Origin of the sequence: Muricomes intestini, from assembly GCF_004346165.1 — a bacterium.
GTDB classification, from domain to species: Bacteria; Bacillota; Clostridia; order Lachnospirales; family Lachnospiraceae; genus Muricomes; species Muricomes intestini.
On sequence record NZ_SLZZ01000033.1, the window covers coordinates 17,244 to 30,496 of the forward strand.

Consider the following 13,253-nt stretch of genomic DNA (forward strand, 5'->3'; position numbering starts at 1 on the left):
CTCCCACTATTCTATCTCTTCTGTTTGTTTCTGTCATCTTATCCGGTTTGTTTAAGCAAACTGCTCCATAGAATAAAAACGGAAGGATGCCAGCAAACCGATGATTACAGTTACAATAATACTATAGATCAGTATAATTGGGAATACAAAATCTATATTAATTAATGTTCCAACGAGGACTGCAGCCCCAATACCCAGTCCCAGCGTCATCATCTGAATCAGCATCCGTATAATGTCCTGCCCGGTTTTCCCAAAGCTGTCTCCAAGCAGACACTGTACCACTACCTTTATATACATCCTGTTTGCCTGCAGTACAGTATAGATCAGCACCGCCATTGCAATCTGCCCGGGGCGGACTCCCCATGCAGTTCCAAGAATAATACACAAAATACAGCCATCTGCCAGCGCCTTAATATGCTCCATTAAGGTAGAGTACCACAGCTTTTTTATTGGACTGTCAGGTACCAAAAACAGGTACGGACTCTTAATCTCATTTTCCCATTTCCCCAGATATCCTGTTGTTATCAGAGTCATATATCCTACGATACCAAGCAAAATCATCTGGGGCATGCCTGTTTCTGTCACACTGTCTTTCATCATATATGAAAAGAAAACTGCGATAAAAAGCGTCAAAAGCGTCATTTTAGAAAAAATAAAATACTTTTCCTTTTTATATTCTAAAAGCTGCCTGTAAAATATGGCCTTTGCCCCTGTGGCCTCATAATGCTCCTTCACACGGCGAAATTTCTTTTTCTTCTTTCCTACACTCGTTACCATCTCTCCGTTTTTCTTTTGCTGCTTCATTTCCGCATAGTCATCCGCAAATTTTGCCGCATCTTCATAGTATCCGCCCTCACATTTCATGTGCCTGGCCACAGCAAACATCCCGGCAACGGACAGCAGATATAATGTGGTACATACAATATTCAATGGTGCAGGCCCCAAAAGGATCAGATGATAAGCTGAAATATTCCATCCGACAAACGGTATCATCTGCAGACCAGGCCAGTCAAAGAATGACCATGCTGACTCCAGAGTCAATCCATATCTTCTAAAATACAGTATAATCAACAGACTGACACCTATCAGAAAAGCCCTGATAATCCTGCCAACCCATTTCATATTCTCCGCTGATATTCTATCATTTGCATACAGATAAGTCATAATACTGCCTTCCATAAGAAGTTCCAGCACACAGCCAGTCAGAAAAAACAGCAGCATTCTCCAGACTTCAATCTGAAATACAGTAATCCCGGCGATAAAAAATACGATTGCGACAATGATAGACAGCAGATAATTCATCCATGCACCGTGAATTAATATTAACTTAGGACTAATAGGTGCGGGGAACACAAAATGTGCGTGGGCAGGACGGAATATAATGCCTTTCCTGGAGGAATAGCTGGCAAAATTTCCAAAAAACATATAAATCGTCCATATTGTTACAATTGCCAGCAATCCTCTTACAGAATCAACTTTCACCGTTCTGACAAGCTGTCCGAGCATTACTATAACAAAAACGCCATAGATAATTCCTCCAATCATAATTAAAAGGGTAATCGGCTTTTTTACTGCTCTTTTCACATTATTTACAAGACTTTGTTTTGTCAGATAAAATAATGCTCTCATCTTTTCTCACCGCCTTTGTCCGGCTTTCCTGTCATTTCAAAGAACAGAGCATCCAAATCCTTCTCTCCTACCTCGTCTTTCTTATAGGAGCCGATAATATGGCTTTTTTCCATCACAAACATAATGTCCCACAGTTCTTCCACCATCTCCAGCATATGAGTGCTGATCAAAACTGTTGCTCCTTTATCACGCAATTCAAGCAGCACAGCTTTTAACTCTTTAATGGCTCCCGGATCCAGCCCTACCATAGGTTCATCCAGAAGAATAACCTTGGGCAGGGTAACAAGGGCACAGCAAATGCTTACCTTCTGCATCATTCCTTTGGACAATTCATTGCCCAGTTTATCCTGCTTATCATGCAGCTCAAAACGTTTCAGCATTTCCTCTATATACTCATCCTCAGCAGAGCTATTATATGCATTTCTGACAAATTCAATATGTTCTCTCACAGTAAGCGCATCAAACATGGACGGCATTTCCGGGACATAAGAAAAAAGTTTTTTTGCCTCCAGCTTTTTTGCCCCGATTCCTTGTATTCCAATCCGCCCATCATATCGGAGCAGCCCTGCAATACATTTTATAATAGTGGATTTTCCTGCTCCGTTTGGCCCCAGCAGTACTCCCACCTGACCGTCTGGAATAAAGAGATTGACCTTGTCAACTGCCAGATGTTTTCCATATGATTTACTCAATTCTTGTATTTCCAGCATAATTTCCTCCTAAAATAACCCTCGTATTATTGTACTACTTTTATAATACAATAATACGAGGGTTTTTCATTCCTGTCAATAAATGATTATTCATAATATTTCATAAGTGCCTGTGTACCCAGATTGCCGTACCCTTCAGCCTCCAGTTCTTCATAGCTGGCAAGCACCTGACTGAGCACTCCCAAATCCAATTCACTTATGTTTGCCTCAATCAATGCCAGTTTCATATCCTTGATAAAGTGTTTCATGAAAAATCCCGGGGCATAATCTTCCTCCAGAATCTTGGGACCAAATGTATCAAGCTGCTTACTTCCGGCTGCACCTGTAGAAACCGATTTCAAAACGGTCTCCAGGTTAAGTCCCTTGGCTTTTGCATAAGCGAGAGCTTCGCAGACCCCTGAGAGCGTTCCAGCAATCATAATCTGATTTGCCAACTTGCAGTGCTGTCCACTTCCCGCTTTCCCCTGGTAGTTAATATTAGTTCCCATGGCCTCAAAAAGCGGCATGCATAACTCGTAATCTGGCTTGTCACCTCCCACAAGGATAGACAGAGTCCCTTCTTTTGCACCAGTATCACCGCCCGTCACAGGGGCATCCAGCACATGAAATCCTTTCTTTTTTCCTTCCGTATAAATCTTTTCCGCTATCTGCGGACTCGTGGTTGTCATATCAATCAGGTATGTACCATTTTCTGCGCTGTCCAAAATGTTGCCGGCATCAAAATACACTTCCTCTACGTCCTTTGGGAAACCGACAATCGTAATCACAACTTCACATCCCACAACACAACCGGCAATACTGTCATGGAAAATGGCCCCCTCCCCGATTACATCCTCTACCTTTGCTCTGTTTCTGGCATAAATATGCAGTTCAAGACCCGCCTTCATTAAATTGCGGACCATAGACTTTCCCATAATTCCCACTCCAATAAACCCAATTTTCTTCATATGCACTTTCCCCTTCCTATATCCATTTGTCATTAGTTTACAATTAGCCCTATTATTTGTCAATGCGGCATAAGCAAATTGAACACATGGACAGGTAATCCAAAATACAACAAATTTCCTGGTATGTATACTATTTACCTGGTATAATAACCATATATCTTATGATACCAGGGTCAAAAGGTCGTGCGTTTCATGCTTGCATGAAAAAGCATGACTTTGGGGCCCGAAAAACATGAGAAAGTAGCCCGAGCAGAGCGGATTTCGAATGTTTTTAGGATTGCGGGAGCACAAAGTGCGGAGCAATCCGTAGGCATCAGGGGGCAAAATACCTTTTGACCCCTACATCATATCTTATTGGTTGTCAGCAATTCAAGGGGAAAATTATACATGCAAACTTTATACATCGGAGGGATTACAATGGAGCTTTCTAAACAAGTGGCATCGCAGATCGTCAAAGCCGTCTATCAGGTTGTGGGAAGTGATATCAACCTTATCAATGCCGACGGAATCATTATCGGAAGTACAAATGAAAAACGCATCGGCACTTTTCATGAAGCCGGTTATTCAGCGATAAAACAAGGCATTCCTGTCTTTGTCAGTCGACAGCATGATTATAAGGGAGCACAAAGTGGGGTTAACTATCCAATCTTTTTTGAGGGGACCCCTATAGCATCTATTGGTATCACAGGCAATCCAGACGAACTCGAACAATTTGGTTTCCTGATTACAAAAATCACAGAAGTATTTCTAAAAGAACAGCAGCTCAATGAAGAGCTCCTGTCTGAAAATCGTTCTCTCCACTATATGGTTACTTCCCTTATTTACAATAACATCCAGAACCCCAAGCAGCTGGAAGCATTGCTCGAAAAATACCAAATTGATCAGACAATGGATTATGCTGTATTATCCATTCATATGCGGGACACGGCTTTGGAGCGCTCCCTTGGCTTTTATTTTTCAGAGCTTGGCTGCCATCTTTCACTTTATCTCTATCCAAACGAGTGGATTGTCATTTTTGACAGAGAAACATTTGCTAAGTTTTCTTCCGAAGAATTCTGCCGCAAATATAAAGGGGGACTGTGTGCCGGTATTGGCCCTTTTGTCCCTCTCTATCAGCTGAACCAATCATATAAAAGTGCACAGTCCGCCCAAGAACATGCACAGCGGATCAATTTGGCACTTTGCAGTATAGAGGACATTTCTCTAGAATTTGTGCTGGAAAATCTTCCGCGAAATATTCAGAAGCTATACTATGAACACTTATTAAATTCATTGACTGAAAAAGAACTTCATATTCTAGAAACATATTTTGCATGTAATTTATCATTGAAAGATGCCTCAGAAATATTGTTTATACACAAAAATACATTACAATATCAACTGGATAAAATCACAGAAAAAACAGGACTGAATCCGCGGGTGTTCCAAGATGCATTTCTTTTGCAGTTTGCATTTCTCTGCAGGAACAGAATATAGAAACCTGTGGCATTATTGGTATACATGACACCCCTTACTTGATTTTTCATTACCTGTACTATATATTTTCAAAAGGAATCTGCTATACTATTGTCAGATGCTTATGAAGGGAATCCATGCTTTATAAGAAATACTAGACTGGAAAATTTGGAGGTTTTATATGAAGGTTGTTGTCGCTGTTGATTCTTTCAAAGGAAGCTTAAGTTCCATGGATGCCGGGTTCGCTGTCCGGGATGGCATTCTCCGTGCCCGTCCGGATGCGGAAATTATTGTTAAACCACTGGCTGACGGCGGAGAAGGAACCACAGATGCTTTGATAGAAGGTATGGGGGGAGAACGAATTTCTATCACTGTCACCGGCCCCCTGGGAAAACCGGTTGATGCCTATTATGGATATCTAAAAGAAACCGACACTGCAATTATTGAAATGGCCTCTGCAGCCGGTATTGTCCTCGTCCCCAACGGGGAAAAGAATCCACTGACTGCCACCACCTTCGGTGTGGGGGAAATGATAAAGGATGCTGCCGAAAGAGGCTGCCGTAATTTCATCATCGGCTTAGGCGGAAGTGTTACAAATGACGGGGGTATCGGGATGCTTCAGGCTTTAGGATACACTTTTCTGGACAAGAACTTCCAGGAAACCGGGCAGGGGGCACAGGCGCTCGGCAAAATAACTTCCATTAAAACGGACAATGTATATTCTAAATTAAAGGAATGCCATTTTCAGGTTGCATGTGATGTAACCAATCCTCTCTGCGGCAAAAATGGTGCTACATATATTTATGGCCCGCAAAAGGGGGTGTCTGGTGCAATGCTGGATAGGCTGGATGCCGATATGTCCCATTTTGCAGCAATTACATCGATGGTTATGGGTAATGACTTTTTAGAAACAGAAGGGGCCGGTGCGGCGGGGGGACTTGGTTTTGCCCTTTTAAGTTACCTGAACGCCCGTCTGATTCCCGGGATAGAGTTGATTTTGGATGCAGTCAGACTGCAGGATGCATTAAAGGATGCCGATATCGCAGTTACCGGCGAAGGCAGACTGGATCATCAGACTGCAATGGGGAAGGCGCCTGTAGGGGTTGCGCGCCTTGCAAAGAGATACAATGTGAAAGTCCTTGCATTTGCAGGCGGAGTCACAAAAGATGCCAGAGCCTGTAACAAAGCCGGCATAGATGCTTTTTTTCCTATTGTGAGGGGAATCACCACGCTGGAAGAGGCAATGGAGCCTGAGAATGCACGGGCCAATATGACAGATACTGTGGAACAGGTATTCCGCATTATATAGAGAGAAGCCGGGGAACTCCCGGCTTCTCTCATTTATACTTTATTCCCGCGAGCAACGAGCCAAGCGGAAATGCTTGCATTTTCATTTGGCGACTGCCGCGAGGGTCAAAGACTCCGCAGCTTGCTGCGGGGTCTTTGACTTTTGTACAGGAAAGGCACCCTGACTTTGCAAGATGCCTCTTCAAACTTATAAATTATCTTCTGTAACCCATACCTAAAATTCCCACGGAATCTATTATACATCTAATCCGCATGTGATGCAAGAGAAATTTTATATTTTTTGTAACAGTTCAGCCATCGAATTTTTGACAGCGTAGGCAGGAGAAAGCTTGCTTTCGTATGCATATGCTGCCGAAAATTCATATGGCGCTCTGCCACAGCGAGATGAAGCGCAGCACATGTCCTTGGTTAGCAACCGTAGTGTGGTTGTTTAACAAGGACGGTACCCTTGGGGTGGAATCGAGCTGATGGCTGAACTGCTACTTTGGGACTTAGCCTTTCATTCGGCCGGAAAACGCGCAAAAAGCCACAATCCCTTGGAAGCACTGAATTTGTGGCTTTCCTTCAAGCTGAAAATCGGACTTGAACCGACGACCCCTTCATTACGAGTGAAGTGCTCTACCAACTGAGCTATTTCAGCCTATAGTCCAAAAGACGAACCTTTGTCATTATATCTCTTTTCCAGAGGATTTTCAACTATTTTTTTACTTTTACGCTGAGCCTTTTCACGTTTTTGAATAACTGGAGTATACGGGATTCGAACCCGTGGCCTCAACAATGCGAATGTTGCGCGCTCCCAACTGCGCCAATACCCCATGGAAATAGTATAACACTGTAGAAACAAAAAGCAATGGAAATATGAAAATAAGCCGCAAATCCACCATTACAAGGGATTGCGGCTGTTTGCTTTTTAAGTTTATAGACTCCTACTCGCCTCCGGGGCCATCTTTTCTCGGCCGCTCGGATTCGGGCAACGGCTCTGTGGGTTTGGGAGAATCCATATTTCCGTCATAAGCATCCTTACTTTGAGAATAATCTTTTAGGCTATTTAAGGATTTTTCAGATGTTGTTTTCTTATCCATGTGCGCACACTCCTTTCGGAGTTAGTGTGTACCACATTATTTATTTTATTCCTGCGAGCAACGAGCCAAACGGAAATACAAGCATTTCCATTTGGCGACTGCCGCGAGGGTCAAAGACCCCGCAGCTTGCTGCGCTACAAGTTTGATGCCCCGTCAGCTTGCTGCGGGCTCTTTGACTCTTCTTTTATATTCTGATACATATGCACTGCCAGCTGATGATAGGGCATTTCGACCTTTTCCTTGTCAAATGCCAGCTTAATTTTTTCTAGCAGTCTGCACCGGGTATTCCAATAATCCGCAGTCTTCACCCATGCATGAAGCCCCAATGTGACTGCGCTGTCGCCAAGGGAATCAACAAACACTGTACTGTCTTCGTCATGTATAACCGAAGTATCTTTTGCCAGCAGCTCCTCCAGCAGCGACTTGGCCTTTTTCAGATCCGCCTGATAAGAAATATTTACCCTTAAATCCAACTGCCTCTCAGGGCGCGCTGTTACATTTGTCAGGCTGCTGTTTGCAAGTGTACCGTTAGGTATGACAATAATTTTATTATCCACAGTTGATAATTTCGTATAAAATATTTGTATCTCCTTTACTGTTCCTTCGTTTTTCTGGGTATCCTCAATAATATAGTCACCCACCACAAACGGCTTCATTAGAAGTATCAGAACCCCTCCGGCGAAATTAGCCAAACTTCCCTGGAGTGCCAGACCTATAGCTACTCCGGCAGAGGCTATTAATGCCGCCACAGAAGATGATTCTATGCCCAGATTTGTTGCAATAATAAAAACTAACAGCGCATACAGACTGAATTTCAGCAGAGAGCTGATAAACTGAATCACGCCCCGGTCGGCATTACCTCTCTGTAAAGAATGCTCTACAAGTTTTTGCAGCCAACGTATGACAATGCGGCCGATAAAAAAGAACACAAGAGCCAACACCACTTTGATTCCAAAATTAATTATATCCGGAAGATGAGCCTGACAATATTGTGTTATCCGATTCACTTCGCTTGTCACTTCTCCTGCCACTTCTTCTGCGGATGTGATACCTGTTTCTCCCAAAGTCATATTCATATCTTCTTTCCTTTCTCCGCCTGCAGAGCAAGAAAGGCACACATATTTCCCCGCCTGTCTCCCATTGTCCTGTGAGAGAAAAGTGCCTCGCTGTTGCAGTGCGTACACAAATTTGTTACAGCTATATTTTCTTTGAGAATCCCGGCCTCCCGAAAGATTATTTCGTTGGCTTTCCAGAGATCTAACTGATATTTACCGTTATCTTTCCTGTAAAACAAATGTTTCCAGCTATTTTCGTCAAAGTGTTCCCTGAACTGTTCAATGACATCCTCACTGACCTCATAGCACTCCTGGCAAATAGAAGGACCAATCGCTGCCAGGATATCGGCAGGATTAGATCCATATTCCTCCTGCATCAATTCTACTGTCACTTTCCCAATTTTTCCTACTGTTCCCCGCCACCCCGAATGGCTTAAGCCAATTGTCCTTTTTACGGGATCCACAAAATAAAGAGGGACGCAGTCTGCAAAAAAGGTAACCAGACAAATTCCCGGCACATTGGTGACAAGACCATCCACATCGCTGTAGCCTCTGGGGCGCAGTATTCCCATTCCCCTTTCTTCATCTGTGACAACGCGGACATTCGTAGTGTGGGTCTGCTGAGTAAACACCATATCCTCACTGTTTACCCCTATCGATTCCCCTATCCTCCGGAAATTTTCCCGGACGGCTTCCTCTTTGTCTCCTCTCGTAAAACTTAAGTTTAGCGACGAATAGCAGCCTTCGCTGACACCTCCCAGACGGGTGGAAAACCCGTGTCTCACAATCCCTGTATTTTTAAATAACGGATATTCCAAATATGGAGTATCCGTCTCTATTTCCTGAAAAATCTTCTTTTCACTTTTATACTGCAGACCTAAGCTCATAAATATTCACCCCTGAAATGCATTTTTGATATGTATAATTTTCTCCCCCTCGATTCCGATTACATCGAATCTGCAAGGGCTGTCGGAAATACCCCGAACCGCCAGATAATAAGAGGCACACTTGTAAAGTGTTCTTTGCTTTTTCATGTCAACAGCCTCCAATGGGCTGCCTTTCTTTTTGTCCTGCCGGTATTTCACCTCGCAGAACACCAGATATGGCCCGTCCCTGGCTATGATATCAATCTCACCCTGGCGGCAGCGGTAATTGAACTGCAAAATAACATATCCCTGTTGTTCCAGGTAATACCCCACAGCCTGCTCATAATCTGAACCCACTTTTCTATTATTCTGTTTCTTCTCTTCCATTATTTCTATATTGCGATGTCAAAGTTTTTTATAAAACATGCCCGGTGAATCGGTGTAGGCCCCAATCTCTTCAATGCTTCAATATGAGCCGCAGTCCCATACCCCTTATTCTCTGCGAGCCCATAGCCAGGTAATATTTTATCATATTCTTTCATTAATCTGTCCCTTGTCACTTTGGCAATAATACTGGCCGCAGCGATAGAAATACTTTTTGCATCCCCTTTAATGATAGGCACCTGTGGAATTGTAACCTCCGGTATAGTCACTGCATCATTGAGCAGCAGCTCCGGCCTCGGGTCCAAATTTGCTATAGCGTCACGCATAGCTTCATAAGTTGCCTGCAGGATATTTATCTCATCAATCCTGGCGGGGCCTGCCATACCGATTCCAGTGGCAACCGCCTTTTCCATAATCTCCTTATATAACTCTTCCCGTTTTTTTGCAGAAAGCTTTTTAGAATCATTGATATAAAGTATCTCACAGTTCCTTGGAAGAATCACCGCACCTGCCACTACGGGGCCTGCCAGAGGACCCCTTCCAACCTCGTCAATACCACAGATATAGGCATACTGCTCATACTTCAGCTCAAACTTTCTCATCTCTTTGAGACGAAGCTGTTCCGCAAGCAGTTTTTCTTCTCGTCTTCTGTACTTCAATATCAGAGCTTTAACTCCGCTGCGGCTGTCCCCGGCATATTTCTCATAAAGCCCTGGAAGCTCACGACTCCCGGCCTGTTCAAATTTCTGCTTAATCCGGCTAATCCTCTCACTCATGCTTAATCACTCCAAATTTATCAAAAGGCCAGATACGGATCCATGCTCTTCCCAGCAGATCCTTTCTGTGAAGTACACCTACGCTCTCATCCCGGCTGTCGGCACTGTGATTTCGGTTGTCTCCCAGGACGAAGTATTCATCATTCCCCAATAGAATTGGTTCTTCAGCAATTCCCGGAGCAATCATATCTTCATTTCCATAGTGTTCATCCAAATCCTGACCGTTGATGTATACTTTTCCCTCTTTCACCTGCACTGTTTCTCCTGGCATGCCTATAATACGCTTTATATAGTATGTATTTTCCTTATATTGATAAGGAAATACAATAATTTCAAACCTCTTTGGCTCCCTGAAACGGTAGGATATCTTATCCACAATCAAATTATCTCCGTCCGACAGCGTAGTCTCCATGGAAGAACCACTGACACGGGTGCGCTGGCCTACAAATGTAATAATCAGGTAAGTCAACCCTATGATAATCAATATATACACAATCCAGCCAAACAGTTCCCTTATAATACTTTTTTCCTGATTCATGCCTAATCCCTCTTTCTGCTGTCTCTTTATATCTTATTCATAATTATAAGGAAATTCAAGTGTTATTTTCCCAAGTCTTCCATTTCTGAAATCATCCAGAAGCAGCCTTGCAGCCTTCTCTGTATCCAGTTCACTGCCCTTTATTAAACAATGTCTGCTTTTTGCGATTTCTTTCAGGCATAAAAAGTTATCTTCCATTTCTTCAATCTGATACTTGCCTTTTAGAATTCCCGGATAGAATTCCTTTAGAAAACCAATCAGTTCCATGGATAGCTCCTCCACATTGAGAATTTCTTCCTTAATAGAGCCAATGAATGCAAGTCGAAGACCCACGGTCTGATCTTCAAATTTAGGCCAAAGTATGCCCGGCGTGTCCAAAAGCTCCACATTTTTGTTCAGGCGAATCCACTGTTTTCCCTTGGTCACACCCGGCTTATTGCCAGTTTTTGTACATGCTTTTCCAGCCAGAGCATTAATAAATGTTGATTTTCCCACATTGGGAATTCCCACCACCATAGCCCTCACCGGGCGATTCAGAATTCCCCGTTTTCGGTCTCTTTCAGTTTTCTCCCTGCAGGCTTCCTGAATCACACCCTGTATGGATTTGATTCCTCCGCCTTTTTTGGAGTTTACCTTTACGACCGAATAGTCCCTTTTCTTAAAATATTCTGCCCAGGAATCATTCCACTTGTCTTCTGCCAAATCCGACTTGTTCAGCAGAATCAGCCTTGCCTTGTTCTTTCCCAGTTTGTCAATTTCTGGATTTCTGCTGCTTACCGGAATTCTGGCATCCACCAGTTCAATGACCAGGTCTACCAGTTTTATGTTTTCCTGCATCATGCGTTTTGCTTTGGTCATATGACCCGGATACCACTGAAAATACATATTTTCTTCCTCCCTTATCTCTTTACAAAGCCAAAATCAGAGCCTAAACTGGTAACGAACCAGACCTTTCCATAGATTTCTCTTCTCTTTACATTACCAATATCCGCCATCCGGCTGTCATCACTGCCGGCATGATTATCTCCGATCACAAAATATTCGCCGTCACCCAGCGTAAGCGGCTCAGCTGCAACACCGGAATCCTTTATATTCTTCGCATGAATATGTTCCTTCACAGCCTTGTTATTAATATAAACAAGGCCATCCTGAATCTGTATCGTCTCCCCCGGAAGGCCCACAATTCGTTTAATAAAATAGTGGGCATTTTCATTTCCGTTGGGTTTGAATGCAACAACATCTCCCCGCTTCGGCCTGCTTGCATTATAGACAAGCCTATTTACCATTACAACATCACCATTTTTCAAGGCAGGCTTCATGGAATCTCCTGCATTACTTACTCTTTGTCCGAAAAACCAGACAAGTACAAATGCAACAACACAGACAGTCACAATCTGAAGAATCCAGTTTACAATAGCGCCTGTATTTTTTGTTTCTGAATGTGACTTTTCTTGCTGAAATTTCAATCCTGGTTTTCTTGCTGCGAACTTAAGATCCCGTTCCTTTTTCACACTCTGTTTTCTTTTTGCCTGTCTTTTGCGCTTTTTTCGAAAATTTAAATCTGCCATCTTTCTTCCTCATAAATAGATGATAGTTCTCATTATATTAAAAGGGACAATATACATGGTGTATTTGTCCCTCTCACAGTTACTATTTTACTAATTCTTTTACCTTAGCTCTCTTACCGACACGGCCTCTCAAGTAGTTCAGTTTTGCTCTTCTGGCTTTACCTCTGCGGATAACCTCTACGCTTTCAACGCTGGGCGAATGCAGCGGCCATGTCTTCTCGACACCGACTCCGCTGGATTTCTTGCGCACTGTAAAGGTAGCTCGTGTGCTTCCACCCTGCTTCTTCAGAACTGTTCCCTCAAATACCTGAATTCTTTCACGTGTACCCTCTTTAATCTTGGCATATACTTTTACCGTATCGCCTACATTAAACTCCGGCACGTTCTCTTTTAACTGTTCTGCCTCAATACTCCTGATAATATCATTCATCGTGTGACCTCCTTCATATTTAGACGTTCTTAATACTTGAATACAGACTCATCAAATGTCCATAGAATTCTTTTTGTATCAGAGGACCATCCCTGTTCATTTCACAACTGTTGTATTCTATCATATTTCCTTGTAAGTTTCAAGTCTTTTTTAAATTCCAGCAGGTTAAACTTATAAATTGTTATTTCAAGTAGCACCGTATGGTGCTGCTTGAAAAATATAGAGAGTTGTCTTATTTCAGGGAAGAACCCCCTGTAGACTCTAATGCTTTCTGTATACTACTTATATCCAACATGGAGAGCATACGTTCGGTTTCATTTTCATAATCCAAGGACAGTTCATACCGAATCCTTTTCATGCTTATCTTATAGCTTTCTTTTACCAACCGTAAGATCGACATTATTATCTTTTTCATAATCTGCAGATTTTTGGCCCCCGTTTTGGCCATGCTTGTATTTTTATCATCCTGGAACGTGAAATCCAACTGCCAGTGTAACTGGTTCTC

At 42.9% G+C, this 13,253-nt stretch carries 14 protein-coding genes, 2 tRNA genes and 1 pseudogene; 2 read left to right on the forward strand and 15 right to left on the reverse strand.

The annotated features are described in order from the left end of the window. Window positions 1-51: 51 nt before the first annotated feature. The 3 genes from EDD59_RS15670 to EDD59_RS15680 form a co-directional block, all read right to left on the reverse strand. On the reverse strand, window positions 52-1,629 hold the full coding sequence (locus EDD59_RS15670; RefSeq protein ID WP_132383586.1) for a putative ABC exporter domain-containing protein: 1,578 nt from the start codon (window positions 1,627-1,629) through the stop codon (window positions 52-54). Further along, window positions 1,626-2,339: an ABC transporter ATP-binding protein gene (locus tag EDD59_RS15675; RefSeq protein WP_132383588.1), complete on the reverse strand. Its 714-nt coding sequence runs from the start codon at window positions 2,337-2,339 to the stop codon at window positions 1,626-1,628. The genes EDD59_RS15670 and EDD59_RS15675 overlap by 4 nt, the downstream gene beginning before the upstream one ends. Window positions 2,340-2,425: 86 nt before the next feature. After that, complete coding sequence (locus tag EDD59_RS15680; RefSeq protein ID WP_132383590.1) at window positions 2,426-3,286, reverse strand: NAD(P)-dependent oxidoreductase; 861 nt, start codon at window positions 3,284-3,286, stop codon at window positions 2,426-2,428. 387 nt (window positions 3,287-3,673) lie between these two features. Here EDD59_RS15680 and EDD59_RS15685 point away from each other — a divergent pair, with 387 nt between their 5' ends. Together EDD59_RS15685 and EDD59_RS15690 are read left to right on the forward strand one after the other, a co-directional pair. Continuing rightward, window positions 3,674-4,762, forward strand: a complete 1,089-nt coding sequence (locus EDD59_RS15685; protein ID WP_132383592.1) for a CdaR family transcriptional regulator — start codon at window positions 3,674-3,676, stop codon at window positions 4,760-4,762. 160 nt (window positions 4,763-4,922) lie between these two features. Then, a complete protein-coding gene (locus tag EDD59_RS15690) occupies window positions 4,923-6,050 on the forward strand; it encodes a glycerate kinase family protein (protein WP_132383594.1) in 1,128 nt (375 codons plus the stop codon). A gap of 566 nt (window positions 6,051-6,616) precedes the next feature. Here the strand turns inward: EDD59_RS15690 and EDD59_RS15695 are convergent. The 12 genes and pseudogenes from EDD59_RS15695 to EDD59_RS15745 all read right to left on the reverse strand — a co-directional run. After that, a tRNA-Thr gene (locus tag EDD59_RS15695) sits at window positions 6,617-6,689 on the reverse strand. Window positions 6,690-6,791: 102 nt separating this feature from the next. Further along, window positions 6,792-6,864 (reverse strand) — tRNA-Ala (locus EDD59_RS15700). Between the two features lie 111 nt (window positions 6,865-6,975). Beyond that, complete coding sequence (locus EDD59_RS17875; protein WP_165920969.1) at window positions 6,976-7,131, reverse strand: hypothetical protein; 156 nt, start codon at window positions 7,129-7,131, stop codon at window positions 6,976-6,978. Window positions 7,132-7,265: 134 nt separating this feature from the next. After that, complete coding sequence (locus EDD59_RS15705) at window positions 7,266-8,207, reverse strand: mechanosensitive ion channel family protein (protein ID WP_330572191.1); 942 nt, start codon at window positions 8,205-8,207, stop codon at window positions 7,266-7,268. Continuing rightward, window positions 8,204-9,073, reverse strand: coding sequence for a peptidoglycan editing factor PgeF (pgeF, locus tag EDD59_RS15710; protein WP_132383596.1), 870 nt, complete (start codon window positions 9,071-9,073; stop codon window positions 8,204-8,206). The genes EDD59_RS15705 and pgeF overlap by 4 nt, the downstream gene beginning before the upstream one ends. 6 nt (window positions 9,074-9,079) lie before the next feature. After that, window positions 9,080-9,439 carry a YraN family protein gene (locus EDD59_RS15715; RefSeq protein WP_132383598.1) on the reverse strand — a complete coding sequence of 120 codons (360 nt, stop codon included), beginning with the start codon at window positions 9,437-9,439 and terminating at the stop codon, window positions 9,080-9,082. Window positions 9,440-9,444: 5 nt separating this feature from the next. Then, window positions 9,445-10,212 (reverse strand): ribonuclease HII, encoded by a 768-nt coding sequence (locus EDD59_RS15720; RefSeq protein WP_132383600.1) that lies wholly within the window; start codon window positions 10,210-10,212, stop codon window positions 9,445-9,447. Continuing rightward, window positions 10,205-10,750, reverse strand: a complete 546-nt coding sequence (gene lepB, locus EDD59_RS15725; protein WP_132383602.1) for a signal peptidase I — start codon at window positions 10,748-10,750, stop codon at window positions 10,205-10,207. Before lepB (EDD59_RS15725) ends, EDD59_RS15720 begins: the two co-directional genes overlap by 8 nt. Before the next feature lie 33 nt (window positions 10,751-10,783). Beyond that, a complete protein-coding gene (gene ylqF, locus EDD59_RS15730) occupies window positions 10,784-11,635 on the reverse strand; it encodes a ribosome biogenesis GTPase YlqF (RefSeq protein WP_132383604.1) in 852 nt (283 codons plus the stop codon). A 14-nt stretch (window positions 11,636-11,649) separates the two neighbouring features. Beyond that, a complete protein-coding gene (gene lepB, locus EDD59_RS15735; protein ID WP_132383606.1) occupies window positions 11,650-12,318 on the reverse strand; it encodes a signal peptidase I in 669 nt (222 codons plus the stop codon). A gap of 82 nt (window positions 12,319-12,400) precedes the next feature. Further along, entirely contained in the window at window positions 12,401-12,748 is a 348-nt protein-coding gene (gene rplS, locus EDD59_RS15740; protein ID WP_132383608.1) for a 50S ribosomal protein L19, read from the reverse strand. Window positions 12,749-12,980: 232 nt separating this feature from the next. Continuing rightward, window positions 12,981-13,253, reverse strand: a pseudogene (locus EDD59_RS15745) (hypothetical protein); the annotation flags it as partial.